This window comes from Campylobacter sp. RM9328 (genome assembly GCF_012978615.1).
Window position 1 is genome coordinate 23,963 of record NZ_LIWF01000009.1, and the last position, 19,741, is coordinate 43,703.

Genomic DNA, 19,741 nt, shown 5'->3' on the forward strand with positions numbered 1-19,741 from the left:
TGTGTCTTTAAAATCAATTCTAACCACTCTCTAACCGCCTTAAAATTAGTTTTTATCAAATATCTTTTTTAAAAAATTCTCTTTTTCTTTGCGCTTTGCAAGAAAGCTATTTACTTTTTCATAATCGAAATTCGGCGCTTTTGCAATGCGCCAAGCCATTTCAAGCGCATCAAGCCCGTCATCATGCGCGCTTTTTGGATAGGTATCAAGCTCATCAATAAAAGTTAGACTGCTTTTATCTATTAGAATTTGAGCCTTATTTACGTGCGGGGCTAGGCTATCGATGCGAAGCTCTTTTGGCACATTGTTTTTAAGCTCTATGATAGGCAAATAAATGCCAAGTTCGCGTGCTTTTGTTTCTAGCGTGTCTTTAAAAAATTCTTGAAACTGGATCGTTTCAATAGCAATTTTTATCGGTCTATTAAGTGCGATGAGATTTAGATAAATTTCAAGTAATCTATCGATCATCAAAGTGGCTTTTAGCTTATACATACGCACCGAGGCGTAAAATTTGCCGCCCAAAAATCCTAAAACAGCCACCGCAAAATAATCTCCTTTGGCTTTACCCAGCGCCGGGTCGATGCCAAGATAGTAAGCGTCGCAATGAGGCATAATCTCAAAGGTCTCATATCCGCTAAAGCTAGCGTCTTCCTTACTTAGGGGCTCGTTTTGATATTCGCTCATAAATGCCGCTCTCGAGCTTAGATATTCATCTTTGTATTTTTGTTTGCTAAGGCTGCTATCGTCTAAGACAAACTCGCCCATTTGCCAAATATCCGCTTCTAAATTTGACGGAAAGGCACGAACTAGCGGAAAGCTAAGCGTCTTAAAATCACGCCTTGCTTCAAGGCGCATAAGCAGGCTGTCGTGATGAAGCGTGGTGCCTACCACGATGATATTATGCGTGTCGTCGCCCCGTGCGGGCAGTTTCATAACTACCTTTTCAAACCAGTCGTAAATTTTGTCGCGTTGCGCCTTTGTCTTGACGTTTTCATCGTTTTCAAGATCGTCGCCTATAATAAGATCGGGGCGGAAGCTGCGCCAGTTTTCGCCGCGTATCTTTTTGCCTGCGCCGTAAGCCGAGATCTTAAATGCGGTTTTACCGCTGTAAAAAATAATCTCTTCTTCGGTCCATTTTTCGCCCTTGCTAATGGCAAAATCACGAATAAACGGCTCGTTTTCTTCAAGCTCGTTTTTTATAAATTCAAGCGTCTTTTTTGTTAGACTGATAGTAGCTGAGATTATAACTACGTTTCTCTTCTGAGCTTTTACCGCCGTCTTAAAAATTACCCAAAGACGACTTATAAGCGTTGTTTTGGCTGCACCGCGGTAAGCCTTAATAAGCAAATTGCGGTTTTTAGCGGTTAGGCTTGCTTCGTTCTTATAAAATTCATTACGAAAATACGAGGTTTCAGGTAGCTTTACGTGGTGGCTAAAATAAATTCGCACCATATCCGCAAAACTTGCTTTTGCCGATTTCATACGCTCTTGCTGAAGCGGATCGGCGATACGCTTTAATCCTTTTAGCCTTTGGCGTAAATTTTCAATATCTTGGCTCATTTTTTAAATATCCGCCCTAAAATTTCGTCTGCATTTTTTGATAGAAAATCGGTAACCGCATCGTTTTTGGACTTCTCTGCGATCACGACTATCTCGTTTATAGCTTTTTGAGCAGCTTCAATAGATACGGCTTTATGGTCTGTTTTTAGCGGAGCCTTGAGTTTATAATATGTCTCGGTATAGTTGCTTAGAATTTCAAGCTGCTCGTTTGGTTCAAGCTGCTTTATCTCTTCAAAGGCTCGCTCAAAGCTTTCAATTAACGTGCTTATAAATCTATCTTCGCTAGCCTTTGTGCTTTTTGCGTCTCTATTTTTTGCAAGCACTAAAGCGTCCCAATCTATGCCGGCTTCTTTGTCTTTAGCCTTTTTCTTATATATGGTTTGGCGCGTCACACCGTGCGTCTTGGCAATATCGGTTACGCTATACCCTTTGATATACATATCTTTTGCGCTCTGCTTATCCATCTAAAAACCTTTACATATTTTTACGCGCCTATTTTATGTCTAATTTTTTTTAAAATCACTCTATATACACTATATATAGAGTGAAATAAGCTCTAAAAAGCTCTAAAATGGCGGCAAATCAAACAATGAGGTCACAATGAACGGAGTAAAAAGTAAAGAGCTACTGGAACTAAATTTTAAGGATAACGAGTTTGTCAAAGTATCCCCGATAGGAACCGTTATAGGCATTGACGGGCGCGGCTTTAAAATAGACGGAAATTCTCTACTTGCAAGCATAGCCAAAAATGCGCTTCATATCCCGCTTGATGAAAACCATAGCTTCGGCGGCGCGGTGGGGTGGTTTGATAAAGATAGCTTTGAACTAAGAGATGACGGAATATATGCCAAGCTTGAGCTAAATCAAAGAGGCACCGAGCTTATACAAAACAGGGTTTATCGCTATTTAAGCCCCGTATATGACGTAAACGGCAAAAACGTAACGGCGCTGGATTCAGTCGGGCTGGTAAATCGCCCTAACCTACTAAACAATACACTAAATCACAAAGGAGATAATGTGGAAAAAGAACTTGAGGAGTTAAAGGCTAAAAATGAAGCCTTGCAAAAAGAGCTTGACGAGTTAAAAGCGGCAAATGCCGCCAAAGATGAGTCAAAAGGCGAGACAAAGAGCGAAAGCACCGAGGAACAAGCCAATACAAAAGCGCTAAATTCTATCCAGTCCGATCTAAAAAATATGAACGAGAGAATGGAAAAGATGGAAAGTGCCTTAAAGGTGTTTGGAAAAAGTGATTTGCAAAAGAGCGAGAACGCGGCGGAGCTAACCGACGAGCAAAAAAAGACGGCCAAACTACTTGGCTTAAGCGAAGAAGAATATAAGAAAGGACTATAAATGGCACATTTTGAAGAGACTGCAATAGGCTTTAAGAGCATATTTCAAAAGACGTTTAACGACACCGTAAGCGAGGCTGATTTGCTCGCTACGAGAGTAGAAAGCAATGACCTAAGCGAAAAATACGTATGGCTTGGAAACTTCCCTAATATGAAAGAGTGGGTAGGCGAGCGCGATGTCAAGAAATTTAAGGATTTTGGCTATGCGCTTGAAAACAAGCTATATGAAGCAACGGTAACGGTGCCGAACACTCATCTTGAGTACGACAAAGTAGGACTATTTAAACCCGCAATTGAGCAAATGGCCGTAAATGCCAAGAAATTCGGCGGGTCGTTGGTGGCTCAAATTTTAATCGATGCGGCCGATCCCGTTAAGGGCAAGTGCTATGACGGTAAAGCGTTTTTTGCCGCAGATCATAGCGTAGGCAGTGACACGTATGCCAATCTTGGCACAGGCGAGCTAAAAAGCGAGAATTTAATTGCCGCAGAAGCTTTTATGCGAAGTATAAAGGGTGATAGCGGGGCGAATATGGGCGTAGTGCCTACACATCTTGTTTGCGGATCAAAAAACCTAGCCGCCGCAATCAACGCTATCAACAAGGAGAACCTAACCGCGGGCGAAACAAACGCTACGTATAAACGATATGAACTGATTGTGCTACCTGAAATAACGGATAAAAGCTGGTATTTGATGGATCTGTCAAAACCTATAAAGCCTTTTGTAAAGCAAGTAGCCAAAGACGGACTATTTGAGTCAAGCAACGATGATAAATTTATGAAAGATCACGCACTATTTGGCTGCAAAAGCTTTATGAACGCAGGCTATGCGTTATGGCAACTAGCCTATAAATCAACGGGGGTGTGATATGGCTCATTATTGTGCGGAGGATTTTTTAGATGGAGGAGATGATACAAAAACTATTAAGCAGAGCCAAACAGAGCTTATACAATCGCTCGGAGGTGACGCAGGAGATAGCAACTCAAGCGATGCAAGAAGCACTGGAGCTGACGGCGAACAAAACAATACCGACGGCAAATCTGATGGATCTAGCGATGTTTCGGCTAATGCTGCTGCTAAAAGTGGAGCCCTCGGAGGTGCAAATAATGCTAGCTCAAAACGCAATCAAAGCCGCGCAAGCGCTAAAAAATAGCGACGGCACGGGCGGTGGTGTAGCCTACGGAAGTAGAAAAAGCGAGATTATAGAATGAAATTAAGAGAAATTTTTGAGCTTATCAAGAATGAATTTGACGAGGCAATCACTATAAATTCTATTGAAAGCATTAATCAAAACGGACTTTATCTCATCTTTGACGGTTGCCAAAAGCAAAGTGCGGCCAAAGATACGGCAAATTTTAGCTTGGTAATAGCTGCCAACTCGCTTGAAGCTAATAATTTTACAATGCTAGAGGAGCTTGAAAAGTTAAGACGCAAGTTGTTTGTAATGGCTGCAGCCTACGGGCAGAGTTGGTATAAAGACATAAAAGCGGCTAAATTTGAAGGTAGCACGCTATATGTTTATGTAATCGGTTTTGAGGTGGAAATAGATGCGGCTTAAAGTGTTTGTATTTTTTTAAACAAGTATATGCAGTCCCAAAGAGGACATTTATCTAAAGGAGAAAACTATGCCTATTCAAAAAGTGGCGAGATTAAATTCGGGCGAGGTGCGCTTTGCGCCTATAAATTCTGACGGAACTTACGGTGATGAAATAGTGCTTGGCTACAACCAAAGCGTTACGCTAAATAGAAGCTCCGACGTAAAGCAGCTTTTAAGTAACGATAACACTATCGGCGAAGTGGTAAGCGAAGTGGAGGTAAATGTGCAGTATGAATTTAGCACCCAAATCGGAGATATCGATATAGAAAAGCTCGCTCTTGTGTTTAACGGTGCGGTATCCGCAAAGACTTATGCGGCGGGTAATATTTATTATAACGGACGCAAGATCATAGACGGCGCGACAAATATCACGGGTAAAATCGGCGATCCGGTATTAAAAGACGGCAAGATTTATATATTAACCGCAGACGCTACGGCTTTAGCCTTTAGTGCTTGCGAATTTGCCTCAAAAGTAAGAAGTAACAAATTTAAGATGCTAAATGCCGAAGCCGCTAGTCAAGCCGTAGGTCGCATAGTAGTCGACGGCATAAACTTAGCAACCGATAAAGCCGCCGCACTAATTATCCCAAAAGTAGCATTAAGATTTAACGGCGAGTACGGCGTTATAGGAGAGGATTATATAAAGGTATCCATAACCGGCAAAGCTCAAAAGCTTTTAACCGAGCCTATATTTACTCTAACCGACGAGGTCTAATATGAGAACAAAATTCCCTTTTACGATTGAAATAGACGACGAAAAATACGAGCTGCTTTATACCGAGCATAGTAAAAAGCAGTTAAAAGAGCTGGAAAACGGCTTTTTAGTTATCGCTAACGAGGCTAACGAGTTAAAGCGATTAAATGAGCAAATAGCCTCTTTAGAAGAGAAAAAGGCAATCAAAAAAGAGCTTGCAAAGCTTAGCGAAGGTAAAGAAAAGTCTGATTTATCAATTCAAATTTTAGACCTTATAGATGAGATTACACAGCTTAAGGTTAAAGTTAGAGAGCTTGAGAGCAAGAAATTCGATATTGAAGAGCTACCTAAAAAGCGTTTTGATATGAGCGTAAGCGGCACCGACATAGAAGCGTTAAAGCTAGCCGTAGAAAATAAAGGTATTAGCTATTTAAAGCTAATACAAATCATTGACGAAGCAATCATAAAAGAACGTGAAAAAAAGTAGAACGCGTCCTTGCCTGCGTAAGCTCAAACTTTAGCTCCGAAGAGTTTGGGCTTGACGAGTTTGAGATTTTAATAATGAGAGGTCTAAACCTCTCATCTGTTATAAGGCAAGGACTAAGCGGCGGATACTTCGAGTGTGATAGTTTGGTGCTAAAAGCCTTTTGCAAAAGTGCAAAGATTGATTTTTTATGGATGTTTGAAATTTCAAAGGCTTATTGCAGTGCGATTAATAGAAATTTAGGGGAGTAAGATGAAGAATTATAATAGCTTGACAATGTCAAAATTTAAATTTTTATCTAATGCCGTTTTAAACTACTTAAAGCAGATGACTTTAATAAGCCCAAACGCTAAAGGTGCGATAACGATAAAGGCTAATATACTTAGAAATATAGCAATTTGCGGAGTAAAAGAGGCTATGGCGATTACTATGAAAGCAGCGATGCAAATAGCGCAAACAATGACTATTTTATATAAAAAATCAATCAAATTCATCTTAACTCCTTTATTTTTATCTCATTATATCAAAAACCAAGCAAAGAGTAAATAATGTCGGCATCTAATGAGATAAAAATAAAGATAACCATAGATGGAAACAGTAAAGACGTAACGCTTATTAGAAACGAGGTTAATAAGCTTGGCAATAGTATAAATAACGTCGATACCTATGCAAACGCGCTTAAAAGCACTTTAGGTAAATTTGCCGCCGTAGGATTTGCAATAAACGGACTAAGTGATGCTTTTCATAAGAGCGTGGCTTCAGTCGATGCGTTAGCAAACGCAACGGGTAGACTTAAATTAGTTACCAAAAGCAGCGATGAACTAAAAGCCTTAAGTGCGCAAATTTTAAATGTAGCAAATAGTGCGCGCGTAAGCTTTACCGAGACTACCGATTTATATACCCGCTTTGCAAATAATCTTAAAAATAGCACGGTTTCATCTAAACAGATGGTAGAGGTTACCGAAGCGGTAAGCAAATCGCTTATTATAAGCGGCGCGAGCACTCAAAGTGCGAATGCTGCCCTAATCCAGCTATCTCAAGGACTAGCGGCGAACTCTTTACGCGGGCAGGAGCTGGCTTCGGTAATGGAACAAACCCCGCGTCTAGCTCAAGCTATAGCAGACGGAATGGGTATAACCATAGGACAGCTTAGAAAACTTGCCGAGGAAAATAAGCTAACTACGGAGGTAGTATTTAACGCACTATATAAGCAAAAAGAGGTTATAGAAAAAGAATTCGGACAGATGCCTATAACTATCGGTCAGAGTATGACCGTACTAGGCAATAACGTTCAGTCCTTTTTAGGCAGGCTTAACGAGGCTTCGGGTTTTACTAAGGCGATGACCGGCGCAACGCTTGGGCTAGGTGGTGCTTTTAGTATGCTTGGAGATTATACTAAGCAAATTAGCGGCGCTATTAGGCTGTTAATTGAAGGGTTTGTGGCTTATAAATTTGCGACGATAGGTGCAAATTTATATACAACTGTCTTTGCTAAAACGATGAACGGAATGTATATAAACTCATTTATAGCCTCACTCTCGCGTGCTAGCGGCGTAATGGACGTGTTAAAAGTAGGCGCAACGGCAGCCACAGCCGCATTTAGTGCGTTAAGAGGCGTAATGCTAAGGTTTTTACCTACTGCAGGGTTAGCCATAGGCATAGATATAATGATGCAATTAGGCTCACATATTCTAGGTGCTAAAGAGCGTAGCGAGGAGCTTAAAAAATCCCTTGAACTAACCAATGATGAGATTAAAAAACTAACCATAAACGAGCTAAACGCGCATATGGCAAGATTAACGGCGCAGCAAGATAAGCTAAAAGACTCTTTAGATAAAACCAATGATGCGATGCATAGGCTAGAAGAGGAGATTGATAACGAGGAACTAAGAGATCAGGCGTTTGATGGACTAAGTAAAGGGGCTGGAGTATTTGAGGGTAAGTTATCTGCTGTAAGCGAAAAAATTAAGACTATACAAGAACAAATTGACGCTCTATCAAACCCCGATAGTGTAAAAGGTCAGTTTTTACAAGCAAATACCTTTATAGGTAAAATTCTTGACGACAATAAAAATGTAAAGACGAAAATAGATATTGAAGACGCTATTAAAACAGAGATAAATAACCTAACAAAACTTAGCGAGCTAGCGGGCGTAACCTCTGAGAATGAGCGAAACTATCTAAACGCTAAAGAGAAAATTCTTGCCAAGATCATAAAGCTAAACGATGAATATGAGAATTTCGGCAAACAGAAAAGCCAAAAGGGAATAAAAGAATTTAAAGATAATGCTAATGCACTAAAATCAGCCCTAAAAGAGATAGCCGAGATTGATTTTAGCGATGTTGAGATAAAAACTCAGCGCGTATTTGACCGATATAACGAAATGCTTGGTTTGGGCGTAGGTAAAGACAAAGCGGATATTTATTTAAATTCAAGCCTTGCTAAAATATCAAACGAGCAGCTTGAGCTTGCTCTAAAAAGCGAGCAAGAAGAGCAATCACGTTTGCAAGCCCAAACAAAACAAAACCTAGAAACGGTCTTAAATTTAAAAGATCGCGAATATGATTTGCGTAAGCGCGGGGCGGAGCTAATGTATGACGAAGTAGCAAAGGCGCAAGAGCTTGCCTTAATCGAACACGAACGTGCGAACACTCAATACAACCATCTTTTAGCTCAAGGCGAAATCACGCGCGAATATTATAACCGTGCCATGGCTCTTGAAGAGCAGCTTTACCAAAAACAGCTATTTGACGCTAGTTCTTGGGGGCAAGTGATGCAAAGCGGGTTAAATAGCTTAGAAAACGCTATGGGCAACTTTCTTGATTATTCAAGCGATAGATTTTTAAAATTCGGCGATTTAGCAAGCTCGGTTTTAAACGACATCGCAAATCAGATGATGAGGATGATGGTAATTCAGCCTTTTACGAACGCTCTATCTCAGAGTATATCGGGATTTTTTGGAGCTAGCTCGGGCGCGCAAGGTTTGCTAGAAAGCAGCGTTTCAACGGGCGGTATGCTAACTACGGGCGGCTCGGTATATTCTGCAAAAGGCAACGTATTTTCAAGCCCCGATCTGCACCGATACGTAAATTCCGTCGTATCCAAGCCGACTTTTTTCGCATTCGCTAAAGGCGGCGTGCCAAATATCGGCGTAATGGGCGAAAAAAACGGCGGAAGTCCGGAAGCAATAATGCCGCTTACTCGCACAAAAAACGGTGATTTGGGTGTAAGGGTTCAAAGTGAAAACGCTCCAAATAATTTAAAAATAGAGATAATAAACCAAACCAGAGAGGAGGCTACGGTAACCAACGTAAGCTCAAGACAAAACCTAGAGGAGCAAGTAATAAGCATAGTTATAGGGGCTGTTAGAACAAATAAAGGCGGAATGAGAGATATGATAACAGGGGGCGGCAGATGAAATTAAGAGACTTAATAGGCGTTTCGTTTAATGAGCTTGACTGCTTTGCGTTGGTAAGAAAGGCGTATGAGATAGAGCGCGGCGTTATTATTCCGCCGGCTAAATCTAAAGCCGAACGCTCGGGTATGGTATTTAACGAATTTTTAAAAGAAATTTCAAGCAATTGGCGAAGAGTAGAAAAGCAAAAAGGCGTATGCGTAGCTATCCGCTACGACATAAACCACCCTAAAATCGTAACTCACTTCGGATATATGGTCGATGAAAATCATATTCTGCATACTACGAAAGATACGGGCGCAGTGATCGAACGCTTTAAAAATTTAGAGAAATTAGTAGAGGGCTTTTATGAATACGTATCCTAACTTTCCAAAACCAGCCGTAGGTTCAAGCCGCTCCATAATCAATCCTACGCTTAGGAGTCAATCGGAAGCGGGCTATACGACAAGCCGCAAGAAATATACGAGAGCTAAGCGAGAATACAGCCTAGACTACCCGCTTTTAACTATGGAGCAGTTAGCGATACTAGAGAGCTTTTTTAATGAAAACCAAGGGCGGAGCTTTAAATTTACCCACCCGTTAGAGAATGTAGAGAGAATTTGCATATTTGCGATGGATAAATTTTCTATAAGCGATAATTTTTCCAACCATTGCAGCGTAAAAATAGATTTGGTGGAAGTATGAAACTAACTACGATAAAAGATTTAAACGCCTTAACTAGCGATAGCGCGCTATTAGTCGCGCTGGATATTTTTATCCCCGATACTCCTACCGTGCGCGTAGTGAATAATAGTGAGAATATCTCTTTTAGAGGCGATGAATACGTAGCGTTTCCTTTTTTTATAGGGGAGATTCAAACGGCTAAGGGCGAAACCCCGAGCTTTAGTTTGCAAATAGACAATACTTCGCGCGCGATGGAGCGATACGTATTAAAATACGACGAATACCTAAAAACAAACGGAGCCGATAACTCAAGTATAAAAGCCGTTATCTACGTGCTAAATACGAAAGATTTAAGTGAAGCCGTTTTAGAGGAGAATTTTGAGCTTACCAACTTTAGCTCCGATGAAAAATACATAACCTTTAATCTTGGAGCGAGCAGTCTTTTTAATCTAAGCTATCCTCCGAGAAAGATGTATAAAGACTTTTGCACCTTTGCATTTAAAGGCGAGGAGTGCGGGTATAAAGGAGACGCCGTAAAATGCGATAAAAGCTTAAGCGATTGCAGGGCTAAAGGAAATTCCGTTAGGTTCGGCGGATTTTTAGGAATTCAGGGCGGTTATAAAAAATGAGTAAGGTAATCACTTATAATAACGTTTTCGCCCCGCTTGATAGAACCATACTTACGCACGGAAATTATAAGAATATCGATGAAATTTTAAAAGAGTTGAAGTATGACGATGAAATTTACGAGCTGGTAATTTCAAAAAATAGCGTAATACAAGACGGCTTTTTTGAAGTGCAAGACGGCGACATAGTAAATATCGCTATCGTGCCAAAAGGCGGAGGCGGAGGCGGCAAAAAGATACTCGGCGCGGTGGCTATGGTAGCCTTGGCGGTAGTAGGCGCTGGCGTGGGTGCGGCTTACGGGTCTTCGGTCGGTAGCGCATTATTCGGCGGTATGGGACTAGCCGTCGAGACTACGACGGCATTAGGAACCGCGCTTATTGCCGGCGGCATAGCGTTAGCCGGCGGACTGCTATTAAACGCCGTTATGCCGAGAGCAAACAATACGCTTGATTTTAATAAGATGGATTTTAAAAACAGCCAAACTTACGGCTGGCAAAAGGCTACCAATCAAGCTATGCAAAGTCAAGCTATACCTAAGGTATTCGGCACGCATAAGATCACACCGCCTTTAATAGCCTCTTATATCGAAGCCATAGACGATAAGCAGTATTTTAACGCTCTTTATGCATTAAACGACGGCGAGATAAAGGGCGTAAGCGATATTAAGATAAACAATGAGCCGATAGAACACTATAAGAGCGTAAGCTATGAAGTAAGCTATGGGAAAGCCTCTCAAGAGCTAATAAAACACTTTAACGATACGCATTACGATAAGCCGGTAAATAAAAAACTACCCGCCGACTTAAGCTATGTAGTAAGCCAAACCGACGGCAACGCGGTAACCGCGCTAAGCGTAACATTAGCAATGCCTCGCGGGCTTTGGTATGCGAACGATAGCGGTGGTATGAGCCAATACTCCATAGACGTAACGATAGAGTATTCAAACGATAATCAAAACTGGCGAGCTTTGGGCGGCAGGTGGATAAAGAATACTTTGCCGTTCGATTTTAAAAAGTATGTTTATTATGACGGCGAAAGCGGACACTATGAATTTTATAAAGACGGCGTAAGCGAGTGGGATTATGATGAGGGCGCTTTACTCAAAAAAGTCTATGCCAGATATGGTATAGACCCGGAAACTCCAGTATATGAGCCGTCTAACATAATAAGCGCAGCCGATACCGCCGCTATAAGAAAGACGTTTAAAGTAGATAATTTAACCCCTGATAAATATTATGTAAGGGCGAAATTTAACCAAGCTCCGGCAACCTCTAGCCGCTATGGCTCGGATTGTTATCTTGAGTATGTTACGGAAACGATAAGCGATGATTTTATCTATCCAAAGACTGCGCTTTTAGCTATTCGCGCTCTTGCTACCGATCAGCTAAACGGAAACGCTCCTACTATAACCGCCGTCGTATCCGCAAATAGCGATAATCCAGCCGAAGTTTGCAGACAAATCTTAAAAGATAGCGGAGTCGATAACTCTAGGATAATGCCCGGCTTTGACGAGTGGGCTAGCTGGTGCGATGAAAAAGGCTATAAATGCAATATCGTATTTGATAGCGAATTAAGCGTCCGAAAAGCCCTCGATACGGTTTCGCTTTTAGGTCGCGCCAGCGTAATTCAAGCCGGAAGCAAATTTGACGTAATAATGGAAAAAGCGGAGCTCGTGCCGATTCAAAGCTTTATGTTCGGTATGGGAAATATCCTAAGCGGAACGTTTAAACAGACCTTTTTACCGCTTGTAGATAGAGCGAATTTTATCGAAATAACTTACTATGATAAAAATAAAGAGTATGAGCCAAGCGTAATATCAGTCTCAAACTCTCCGCTTGAAAACAATCGCGTCTTAAATAAAACCAGCGTAACTTTAGTAGGCTGCACCGATGAGGCGCAAGCTAGGAGCTACGGACGCTTTATGCTAAATTGCAACCGATACCTAACGCAGACGGTGGAGTTTGAGGCGCATATAGATAGTTTAGTATGCAGATACGGCGATATTGTAAAAGTTAGCCACGATATACCCCAATACGGCTTTAGCGGCAGGCTTTTAGAAGATAGCGAGGATAATATTATCACGCTTGATAGGGACATAGAGATTAAAGACTTTACAAGCTATGCGATCCAAATTAAAAACGATACGAACGAAATAAGGGAGTATCTAATTTATGAATTCTTGTCACCAAACAAAGTAAGAGCGGATTTAAACGGAGCCGAATATAAAAAATACGATATTTATTCGATCGGCGAGATCAATAAGGTAAGCAAATTATACCGCATTATAAAAATTTCAACCGGCGGAGAATTCACACGCCATATAACGGCTATTGAATATAACGAGGATGTCTATAATGATAAAGAGTTTATAAGTCAAGCTGATTCTTCGAATTTAGGGCTAAGTAACCTACGCATAAGCGAAAGCTTAAAATTTGGCGCGGATAAAAGCCTTGAAACCTACGTGAATTTGTCTTGGCGGGGCAATGCGCTAAGCTATACGGTAATTTATGAAGCGCAAGGCGTAGAGCGCAAGACAGTAAAAACATTTAATAGCTCTTTGGAATTTAAAGCCGCCCAAGGCGTAACTTACGATATAACGATTATAGACGCTTACGGGGATAGAATTGAGAGCGAATATAAGGTTTTAGGCAAGCTTTATCCGCCTGAATCGGTAATAAATTTAACCGCAACGGAAACGACGCAAGATTGGATTTTAAGCTGGGATTATGAACCGCCGATTGATTTTAAGGAATTTCAAGTTTTTAAAGCCGGCGCGCTTTTGGGCTCTACTCAAGCGGTAAGTTTTACTACGCCGATAACGGATAACGACGCATTTTATGAAATTTATGCCGTAGATACTAGCGGCGTAAAAAGCAAGCCTGCCACGCTAAGGGCGCAAACGGCGGCTTTGCCTAATGTTACGGGCGTGAATACGTATTATAAAAACGATGAGCTTTACGCCGCTTGGCAAGCGGCGCAATATCTAAATAGGGCGATCGCGTATGAGATAAGACGCGGGAGCGATTGGGCCAATAGCAGACTAATAACTAGCGTAAGCGAGCCTACCGCACCGATTTTTACAAGCGGCGAATTTTTGATAAAAGCCAAATTTACGACTATCGGCGGCGCAGTTATAGAGAGTTTAGAGCCGACTAGAGTGATAATAGACGAAGCCGAGAGGCTGGATAAAAATGTAGTGTTTTATAGTAAGGAGCACCCTGATTTTATAGGCGAGAAAGAAGACACGGTAAGCTTTGATGGGATTTTAAGTCTAAATTCCGCCGGACTATTCGACAACGTTTTAAGCGTAGATGATTTAGCCCGCTTCGACGCTCCGTTCGGGTTTATGAAAAACGGATTTTACGATAGCGGGGAGGTTTGCGCTTTAGGCGCGCCGGCTAGTTGTCGCATAGTCTCGGATTTGGAATTTAGCGGCGTAAATATCGCTGATAACTTCGACCTAATTCCAAACGTAGATGAATTAATAATTTTCGACGGTTTTAAAAGTGAAAATATCGACGTAAGCGAGTTTATATCTCTTAGTATGGACGGAGAAAACTACGGCGAGTTTAAGCCGTTTATTAACGGGGCGTCGTATCTGGCGCAAGCTTTTAAAATGCGGCTGGAACTAAAAACAAAAGATAAATTCAGCTCGCCTATAATAAAAAAATGGAGTTATAAAATAGACGTGCCCGATATTTATGAAAGTGGCTCTGCGAGTTCTAGCGACGGCGAAGCGGTAAGCGTTTCTTATAAGGCGAATTTCAACGCTGCCCCAAAAGTGCAGATAACCATACTAAACGCTAATTCGGGAGATGACGCGGTGCTAAAAAATGAGAGTAAGGACGGGTTTGAGATCGAGATAATTAACGGCGGTGCGCGAGTAGCGCGAGAATTTAATTACTTTGTGAAAGGATATTAAAAAATGAGAGGTCAAAAATGGATAAGATAAAAAACGGAACCGGGCTAGAGGTAAGAAACCAGATAAATACCGAGTTAGAAAGGCTAGGTGCGGCTTTAACGGCGGTTGCAGGGAAAGCCGACACGATAGAAAACGCCCTAAATACTAAGCTAAACGCCGAGGATACGGCTGCCGATAGCCAGAGACTTGGCAACATAGAAGCTAGTAAATACGCCTTAAAGAGCGATATATCAGACGGGCTAAAAATCGGCTCATATCTGCTGTGGAGCTCTGAAAGCACTACTCCGGCTGGGTTTTTGGTGTGTGATGGCAGAAGCCTTAAAAAGAGTGAATACGCAGAGCTATTTGCAGTAATAGGCTACACATACGGTGGCAGTGGTGATAACTTTAATATCCCCACATTCAACGATGGTAGATTTATGCGTTCCCTTGGCGGGAATGCTTTGCCTTTGGGAGAGTTGCAAGAGCAAGAAGTGCAGGCACATACACATACAATACCACATCTGACAAGGACAGTATACTTAGGGGGCGGTTCAACACAGGCAACTATAATAGGAAACCATAGCTATACATATGAAATATTTGCTAATAGTGGCGCAGAAACACGGCCAATAAACTCATCAGTCGTAATCCTTATCAAAGCCAAAGACGTAAAAGAAGCCACGCAATCAGAGATAGACGACACACCATACGCAACAGAAGCAAAGGCTGGTATCGTAAAACTCAAAAATTCAATCAACGGTAACGCAGAAGATAGCGCAGTGACTGAAAAGGCGATAAAAGACTTTATAGATAACGGTTTTTTAAATTTAAAGAGCGACAACGGCTATACGAAACTACCAAATGGGTTCATCATGCAATGGGGCATAATATCAACAGATTTTCGTATAGCGTCAAACGATATTATATTCCCCATAGCATTTCCTAACGCTTGTTTTGGTGGGTGGTGGTCTACAAACAAAAATCACGGAGCTTCAGAGGGAACATCGTTGCTAAAAGAATTTGCAAATTCAGGGATGGTTTTTGAAAGCTGGTTGGGAGCTTCAGCACATGTCAGGTGGTTTGCCATAGGGCATTAAAAAGGAGGAAAAATGAAATATACGCACTATAACAAAGAGACAAAACAAATACTGGGTTACTACGACGACGAAATTCACGAAAGCATACCTGAGCCGAATTTTCAAATTTCAGATGAAATCTGGCAAGAGGCTATCGATAAAAACGCAAACAAAGTAGATGCGAAAACAAAAACTCTATTTTTCGAAGCTAAAGAGCCTACGCTCGAAGAGCTTAAGAGCCTAAAGCTAACCGAGCTTGAGCTTTGGTTCGAAGCTATGAAGAACAAATCAAAAATAGAGCTAAAAGGCTTTGGAATAATAGACGGAGGCTATAAATACCTACTAAACGCCTCTGCGATGGTAGAAAACTATGAACTTTTGCCTCAAAAAGTATTTAGAATGTGGGACGATAGTTTTAAACCTATCGACCTAAACGGACTTAAGGCTATTAAAAGAGCTATTGAATTAGCGGGCATAAAACTTCACTCTATAAAATGGGAGTATGAAGCAAGAATAGCAAGTGCAAACGATAAAGACGAGCTTGAGGCGATAGTCTTTTACGACGTTATAGAAATTGATTTAGGAGCAAGCAATGAATGAGATTAAAAGACCGATACTTAAACCCTTTTCAAAAGACCGATTTGAGTTAGTCGAGTCATACGAGTACGGCAATATCGTAGTTCCAGCAGCATACAAGACAAACGGCGCAAACGTGCCGCGTATATTATGGAGCATATTTCCGCCGAACTCGCCAGAGTATCTCTCGGCGATAGTCATTCACGACTGGCTTTGCGATGAAGCTGAACTCATCTTTGAACTGGGCTCTAAAGAGCAAGCAAAGAGGCTTTTTAAAACAGCCGACGAAACCCTGCGTGAGATGATGACGGCACTCGGCGTTGCAAAGTGGAAAGTATGGTGCTTTTACTTAGCATGCCGTGCGTGGCATAAATTTAAATACGGAGTGTGAAAGATGATTAAATTTTTAATAGGCAATAAATTACGGCTAGCTTTAGTAGCAGGACTACTTAGTATATTTATAGGGCAGATTATCAAGATAGCCTCTCTTAATAACGACATATCGACCTTAAAAAAAGACAAAACAACGCTAGAGATAAAAATAGAAGAACAAAAGAACAAAATTATAGCCGAAAAAACAAAGATAGCGTTAATAGCGTCAAATTTAAGCGAATGTAACGTAAAAATAAATTTACAAAATGAAAGAATTAAAAGCGTATCGCTAGATAACGAAGCTCTAAAAAAGCAGATAAAAAAAGCCAAAGCAAGTGCTAAGGCAAGGTATGAAAATCTAAAACCGCCAGATACTAATGCTAGCTGCGAAGAGAAGCTAAATTTAGCCCTAGGCGTAATAAAAAGGCTAGGAAAAAGGGAGTGATTATGAAAACGATACAAACACTAATGGGGCTTAAAGGCATAGATCACTATATGTTTAGAAAGATAGTATTTATTATCCTGCTATCTACAATAGTACTACTAAGCGGAGGGTGTGCGAGCAAGCCTGAAATGCTTGTCAGGACAGAATATCAAGATGTGGCTATGCCCGTAAAGTGTGAGGTAACTCTTCCGCAAAACGTAGAATTTAAAGAGACCGATCCGCAAACTTGGATAGATATAGGCAGATACCATATCGAGGTAGAGCTGCTGCTTAAGGCTTGTGTGGGAGAGACTAGATGACTAGCGACATCTTAAAAGAAGTCGGCATATATCTATGGGTTTTTGCAGTAGGACTAATAGGCGGGCTTTTAAATATAGGCGCAAATCCAAACAAAACCACCGGGCATAAGGCCATAAATTTTACGGTAGGAGTTATTAGCTCGATATTTATCGGTTGGGTTAGCTTTGAGGTAATTCGTTTTATATATAAAGACTCACAGGTGGCTCTAGCTGGTGCAGGGTTTTTTGCGTGGAAAGGCACGGACTGGGTAAATGCGCTAACCGATAAAATAATATACCGCAGACTTAAAAAGGGAGACGGCGACTATGACGATATACCGCCTATGCCGAGAAATATGAAAGATGAGGAGTAAAAATGCCGAATTTTAATGAAGCTTTAGAAATTTTATACACATTAGAGTTTAGTAACCCGTCTAATGCTTTGCATAAAAACCCTACGGAGGAGGCATATACCTTTATGGGGATTTACGAAAAAGCGCACCCTAGCTGGGGCGGCTGGGTTATGGTGCATGAGATGATAAGAATAAAGGGCAAAGACTTAAAAGCCGCCTCCAAAATCCTTATGCAAAATGAGTTCTTGTTAGACTTGGTCGCTAAATTTTACAAAGAGCGCTTCTGGGATAGAATGCGCCTTGATGAAATAGAGAGCCAGCTCAAAGCGAACGAGATATTCATTTTTGGGGTGAATGTCGGATGCAGGGTAGCTATAAAAACGGCTCAAAGAGTTGCGGGCGTGATAAATGACGGGTATATGGGAGAGCAAAGTATAGCGGCTATAAATAGAATAGATGAAGCGGTGTTTGACAGAGCGTATGATGATTTAGAGTTAGCCTATTACGATAGACCGATTGAAAGAAATCCAAGTTTTAGGATATACGCTAGAGGGTGGAGAAAAAGGGCTTTAGCGGTGTAATTTTTACGAATAGGGCGTCCCCTATCCGTAAAAATACAAAGTAGCGAGATAATATTACTTAAATTTCTTACAAAGTAGCAAAAATATTTAAATTTGTAAGGAGTTTGCAAAATGCAAAAAACCAAACTAAAAGCCCCATTTTCCGGCTCACAAGGTTCGCCTAGAACTACATACTTGCGTGCTCCGTTTGGCTGGGTAGGCGGGAAATCGCTCCTAGCCAAACATATCATTCCTCTTATGCCGCCCCATGCAAGATACGTAGAGGTGTTCGGCGGAGCGTTATCGGTCTTTTATCAAAAAGAGCCGTCAAAGGTCGAGATCGTAAATGATATAAATAGCGATCTTATCAATCTGCACCGCATTATTCGCACTCGTCCGCAGAGCTTATCGATGACTGTTAATTCGCTTTTTAGAAGTAGAGAGCTGTTTTATTCTATCAAAGATGGTAGGCTCAAGCCAAGAAACAACATAGAGGCGGCGGCGTTTTATTTTTATCTGCTTGCTACCAGCTTTGGAAGCAAAGGCGATAATTTCGCCATGACGAAAAGCAGGACGCATAAGAATATTTATAGGGATTTTTATATCTATTCAAAAAGGCTCAAACAAGCCCTAATAGAAAATTTAAGCTATAAAAGGCTTATTAGGGAATACGATAGCGATGAAACGCTCTTTTACGTCGATCCGCCTTACGTAGGCACCGAAAACTATTATAAGATGATAAACGGCTTTACCATGATCGATCACGAGAATTTAGCCGTCATCTTAAAAGGTATCAAGGGTAAATTTATGCTTTCATATAATGATTGTGAAGTAGTAAGAGATCTATACAAAGGCTTTAAATTTAAAGAACTTGCCGTAAATTATAGTCTAAACGGAAAGGCTAGAGAGAAAGGAAGCGAGCTTTTAATAATGAATTTTTAAGCTAGGCGGTTAATTCCGCCTTATTACAAAATAAAATAAATTTACGTTCTTAAAGATATTTTGATAAATTTTATTATATTTTATAATCAAAGGAGCCAACAATGGATATGAATGAAATTACTGAAAGACTAAAGGATATACTGGCAACGGAAGGCAAAAAGAACATAAAAGATGCTGATGTGGCAAGAGAGCTTGGCATTAGCCCAAACGCTTACGCTCAAATGAAATTTAGAAACTCCATTCCATATAAAGAGATAATGGACTTTCTTTCAAAGCGCAACATTTCAATAAATTTATTCTTTTATAATCAAGAAAATAAAAACTTAGAAGCATCGGAAAAAAGATATAAGACATTAAGACTGTTTAACGTAAGAGCTAGTCTTGGCGGCGGCGGATATAACGATGATGAAGAGTTTGATGAAGTGGTAATAGATAAAAAGATATTGCAGAAATTTGAGCACGGATGCGGTCCGATGTATGATCTTGATATTATAAGCGCAATAGGCGACAGTATGGAGCCTCATATTATGGAAGATGATTTGTGTATGATAGCTAGGGGTTATCCGTATAAAGATGGGGACGTGTATGCGGTTAATACTCCAGACGGATTAGTAATCAAAGAGTGCTATAAGCAAGCTGATGAGCTTATGCTGGTATCCTATAATCCACTATATACGCCTATTAGGTTTCGTCAATGCGAGTGTCAGATAGTAGGTAAATTTATAGGACTGATGAGATGTTATACTGATTAAATAGATGGTTAAAATGTGGTTATAGATTTCTTTAATCTCACTGAAATGAGAATTTATTCTTTAAATTTTTCTCATTTTAATGAGATTTAAATTCT

At 40.8% G+C, this 19,741-nt stretch carries 24 protein-coding genes; 22 read left to right on the forward strand and 2 right to left on the reverse strand.

The genetic code is table 11. The features are described from left to right. Window positions 1–45: 45 nt before the first annotated feature. Both terL and CCAL9328_RS07080 read right to left on the reverse strand, forming a co-directional pair. Entirely contained in the window at window positions 46–1,560 is a 1,515-nt protein-coding gene (terL, locus tag CCAL9328_RS07075) for a phage terminase large subunit (RefSeq protein ID WP_170000338.1), read from the reverse strand. Continuing rightward, window positions 1,557–2,024, reverse strand: coding sequence for a DUF1804 family protein (locus CCAL9328_RS07080; RefSeq protein WP_170000339.1), 468 nt, complete (start codon window positions 2,022–2,024; stop codon window positions 1,557–1,559). Before CCAL9328_RS07080 ends, terL begins: the two co-directional genes overlap by 4 nt. A 136-nt stretch (window positions 2,025–2,160) precedes the next feature. Here CCAL9328_RS07080 and CCAL9328_RS07085 point away from each other — a divergent pair, with 136 nt between their 5' ends. From CCAL9328_RS07085 to CCAL9328_RS07190, 22 genes are all read left to right on the forward strand, one after another. After that, entirely contained in the window at window positions 2,161–2,910 is a 750-nt protein-coding gene (locus tag CCAL9328_RS07085) for a phage protease (protein WP_170000340.1), read from the forward strand. After that, complete coding sequence (locus CCAL9328_RS07090) at window positions 2,911–3,774, forward strand: Mu-like prophage major head subunit gpT family protein (protein ID WP_170000341.1); 864 nt, start codon at window positions 2,911–2,913, stop codon at window positions 3,772–3,774. A gap of 1 nt (window position 3,775) precedes the next feature. Further along, window positions 3,776–4,060 (forward strand): hypothetical protein, encoded by a 285-nt coding sequence (locus CCAL9328_RS07095; RefSeq protein ID WP_170000342.1) that lies wholly within the window; start codon window positions 3,776–3,778, stop codon window positions 4,058–4,060. A gap of 54 nt (window positions 4,061–4,114) precedes the next feature. Further along, entirely contained in the window at window positions 4,115–4,465 is a 351-nt protein-coding gene (locus tag CCAL9328_RS07100; protein WP_170000343.1) for a hypothetical protein, read from the forward strand. Window positions 4,466–4,532: 67 nt separating this feature from the next. Beyond that, the gene (locus CCAL9328_RS07105; protein ID WP_170000344.1) at window positions 4,533–5,219 is read left to right on the forward strand and encodes a hypothetical protein; all 687 of its coding nucleotides are present in this window, start codon (window positions 4,533–4,535) and stop codon (window positions 5,217–5,219) included. A gap of 1 nt (window position 5,220) precedes the next feature. Then, a complete protein-coding gene (locus tag CCAL9328_RS07110) occupies window positions 5,221–5,685 on the forward strand; it encodes a hypothetical protein (RefSeq protein ID WP_170000345.1) in 465 nt (154 codons plus the stop codon). A gap of 74 nt (window positions 5,686–5,759) precedes the next feature. Continuing rightward, a complete protein-coding gene (locus tag CCAL9328_RS07115) occupies window positions 5,760–5,933 on the forward strand; it encodes a hypothetical protein (RefSeq protein WP_170000346.1) in 174 nt (57 codons plus the stop codon). Between the two features lies 1 nt (window position 5,934). Further along, complete coding sequence (locus CCAL9328_RS07120; protein WP_170000347.1) at window positions 5,935–6,231, forward strand: hypothetical protein; 297 nt, start codon at window positions 5,935–5,937, stop codon at window positions 6,229–6,231. Next, entirely contained in the window at window positions 6,231–9,101 is a 2,871-nt protein-coding gene (locus tag CCAL9328_RS07125) for a tape measure protein (RefSeq protein ID WP_170000348.1), read from the forward strand. The genes CCAL9328_RS07120 and CCAL9328_RS07125 overlap by 1 nt, the downstream gene beginning before the upstream one ends. Next, a complete protein-coding gene (locus CCAL9328_RS07130) occupies window positions 9,098–9,463 on the forward strand; it encodes a hypothetical protein (protein WP_170000349.1) in 366 nt (121 codons plus the stop codon). The genes CCAL9328_RS07125 and CCAL9328_RS07130 overlap by 4 nt, the downstream gene beginning before the upstream one ends. Beyond that, the gene (locus CCAL9328_RS07135) at window positions 9,447–9,782 is read left to right on the forward strand and encodes a hypothetical protein (protein WP_170000350.1); all 336 of its coding nucleotides are present in this window, start codon (window positions 9,447–9,449) and stop codon (window positions 9,780–9,782) included. Before CCAL9328_RS07130 ends, CCAL9328_RS07135 begins: the two co-directional genes overlap by 17 nt. Next, entirely contained in the window at window positions 9,779–10,390 is a 612-nt protein-coding gene (locus CCAL9328_RS07140) for a phage minor tail protein L (protein ID WP_170000351.1), read from the forward strand. Before CCAL9328_RS07135 ends, CCAL9328_RS07140 begins: the two co-directional genes overlap by 4 nt. Then, entirely contained in the window at window positions 10,387–14,310 is a 3,924-nt protein-coding gene (gpJ, locus tag CCAL9328_RS07145; protein WP_170000352.1) for a TipJ family phage tail tip protein, read from the forward strand. Before CCAL9328_RS07140 ends, gpJ begins: the two co-directional genes overlap by 4 nt. 17 nt (window positions 14,311–14,327) lie before the next feature. Continuing rightward, window positions 14,328–15,389, forward strand: a complete 1,062-nt coding sequence (locus CCAL9328_RS07150) for a gp53-like domain-containing protein (protein ID WP_170000353.1) — start codon at window positions 14,328–14,330, stop codon at window positions 15,387–15,389. Between the two features lie 12 nt (window positions 15,390–15,401). Next, window positions 15,402–15,968 carry a hypothetical protein gene (locus tag CCAL9328_RS07155; protein ID WP_170000354.1) on the forward strand — a complete coding sequence of 189 codons (567 nt, stop codon included), beginning with the start codon at window positions 15,402–15,404 and terminating at the stop codon, window positions 15,966–15,968. Beyond that, window positions 15,961–16,335, forward strand: coding sequence for a DUF1353 domain-containing protein (locus tag CCAL9328_RS07160; protein WP_170000355.1), 375 nt, complete (start codon window positions 15,961–15,963; stop codon window positions 16,333–16,335). The genes CCAL9328_RS07155 and CCAL9328_RS07160 overlap by 8 nt, the downstream gene beginning before the upstream one ends. Window positions 16,336–16,338: 3 nt before the next feature. Beyond that, on the forward strand, window positions 16,339–16,761 hold the full coding sequence (locus tag CCAL9328_RS07165; protein WP_170000356.1) for a hypothetical protein: 423 nt from the start codon (window positions 16,339–16,341) through the stop codon (window positions 16,759–16,761). A 2-nt stretch (window positions 16,762–16,763) separates the two neighbouring features. Beyond that, window positions 16,764–17,060, forward strand: coding sequence for a hypothetical protein (locus CCAL9328_RS07170; protein WP_170000357.1), 297 nt, complete (start codon window positions 16,764–16,766; stop codon window positions 17,058–17,060). Further along, complete coding sequence (locus tag CCAL9328_RS07175) at window positions 17,057–17,413, forward strand: hypothetical protein (RefSeq protein ID WP_170000358.1); 357 nt, start codon at window positions 17,057–17,059, stop codon at window positions 17,411–17,413. Before CCAL9328_RS07170 ends, CCAL9328_RS07175 begins: the two co-directional genes overlap by 4 nt. A gap of 2 nt (window positions 17,414–17,415) precedes the next feature. Further along, window positions 17,416–17,973 (forward strand): putative peptidoglycan-binding domain-containing protein, encoded by a 558-nt coding sequence (locus CCAL9328_RS07180; protein WP_170000359.1) that lies wholly within the window; start codon window positions 17,416–17,418, stop codon window positions 17,971–17,973. A gap of 111 nt (window positions 17,974–18,084) precedes the next feature. Continuing rightward, complete coding sequence (locus CCAL9328_RS07185) at window positions 18,085–18,894, forward strand: DNA adenine methylase (RefSeq protein WP_170000360.1); 810 nt, start codon at window positions 18,085–18,087, stop codon at window positions 18,892–18,894. A 101-nt stretch (window positions 18,895–18,995) separates the two neighbouring features. Beyond that, window positions 18,996–19,646 (forward strand): S24 family peptidase, encoded by a 651-nt coding sequence (locus CCAL9328_RS07190; RefSeq protein ID WP_170000361.1) that lies wholly within the window; start codon window positions 18,996–18,998, stop codon window positions 19,644–19,646. The last annotated feature ends 95 nt before the right edge of the window (window positions 19,647–19,741 follow it).

Bases quoted from the DNA above. Each gene is read 5' to 3' on its own strand.
- CCAL9328_RS07105 (WP_170000344.1), top strand. From the start codon at position 4,533: ATGCCTATTCAAAAAGTGGCGAGATTAAATTCGGGCGAGGTGCGCTTT.
- CCAL9328_RS07090 (WP_170000341.1), top strand. From the start codon at position 2,911: ATGGCACATTTTGAAGAGACTGCAATAGGCTTTAAGAGCATATTTCAA.
- CCAL9328_RS07185 (WP_170000360.1), top strand. From the start codon at position 18,085: ATGCAAAAAACCAAACTAAAAGCCCCATTTTCCGGCTCACAAGGTTCG.
- CCAL9328_RS07160 (WP_170000355.1), top strand. From the start codon at position 15,961: ATGAATGAGATTAAAAGACCGATACTTAAACCCTTTTCAAAAGACCGA.
- gpJ (WP_170000352.1), top strand. From the start codon at position 10,387: ATGAGTAAGGTAATCACTTATAATAACGTTTTCGCCCCGCTTGATAGA.
- CCAL9328_RS07100 (WP_170000343.1), top strand. From the start codon at position 4,115: ATGAAATTAAGAGAAATTTTTGAGCTTATCAAGAATGAATTTGACGAG.
- CCAL9328_RS07115 (WP_170000346.1), top strand. From the start codon at position 5,760: ATGAGAGGTCTAAACCTCTCATCTGTTATAAGGCAAGGACTAAGCGGC.
- CCAL9328_RS07120 (WP_170000347.1), top strand. From the start codon at position 5,935: ATGAAGAATTATAATAGCTTGACAATGTCAAAATTTAAATTTTTATCT.
- terL (WP_170000338.1), bottom strand. From the start codon at position 1,560: ATGAGCCAAGATATTGAAAATTTACGCCAAAGGCTAAAAGGATTAAAG.
- CCAL9328_RS07125 (WP_170000348.1), top strand. From the start codon at position 6,231: ATGTCGGCATCTAATGAGATAAAAATAAAGATAACCATAGATGGAAAC.
- CCAL9328_RS07165 (WP_170000356.1), top strand. From the start codon at position 16,339: ATGATTAAATTTTTAATAGGCAATAAATTACGGCTAGCTTTAGTAGCA.
- CCAL9328_RS07135 (WP_170000350.1), top strand. From the start codon at position 9,447: ATGAATACGTATCCTAACTTTCCAAAACCAGCCGTAGGTTCAAGCCGC.
- CCAL9328_RS07110 (WP_170000345.1), top strand. From the start codon at position 5,221: ATGAGAACAAAATTCCCTTTTACGATTGAAATAGACGACGAAAAATAC.
- CCAL9328_RS07150 (WP_170000353.1), top strand. From the start codon at position 14,328: ATGGATAAGATAAAAAACGGAACCGGGCTAGAGGTAAGAAACCAGATA.
- CCAL9328_RS07180 (WP_170000359.1), top strand. From the start codon at position 17,416: ATGCCGAATTTTAATGAAGCTTTAGAAATTTTATACACATTAGAGTTT.
- CCAL9328_RS07095 (WP_170000342.1), top strand. From the start codon at position 3,776: ATGGCTCATTATTGTGCGGAGGATTTTTTAGATGGAGGAGATGATACA.
- CCAL9328_RS07170 (WP_170000357.1), top strand. From the start codon at position 16,764: ATGAAAACGATACAAACACTAATGGGGCTTAAAGGCATAGATCACTAT.
- CCAL9328_RS07130 (WP_170000349.1), top strand. From the start codon at position 9,098: ATGAAATTAAGAGACTTAATAGGCGTTTCGTTTAATGAGCTTGACTGC.
- CCAL9328_RS07175 (WP_170000358.1), top strand. From the start codon at position 17,057: ATGACTAGCGACATCTTAAAAGAAGTCGGCATATATCTATGGGTTTTT.
- CCAL9328_RS07190 (WP_170000361.1), top strand. From the start codon at position 18,996: ATGGATATGAATGAAATTACTGAAAGACTAAAGGATATACTGGCAACG.
- CCAL9328_RS07080 (WP_170000339.1), bottom strand. From the start codon at position 2,024: ATGGATAAGCAGAGCGCAAAAGATATGTATATCAAAGGGTATAGCGTA.
- CCAL9328_RS07155 (WP_170000354.1), top strand. From the start codon at position 15,402: ATGAAATATACGCACTATAACAAAGAGACAAAACAAATACTGGGTTAC.
- CCAL9328_RS07085 (WP_170000340.1), top strand. From the start codon at position 2,161: ATGAACGGAGTAAAAAGTAAAGAGCTACTGGAACTAAATTTTAAGGAT.
- CCAL9328_RS07140 (WP_170000351.1), top strand. From the start codon at position 9,779: ATGAAACTAACTACGATAAAAGATTTAAACGCCTTAACTAGCGATAGC.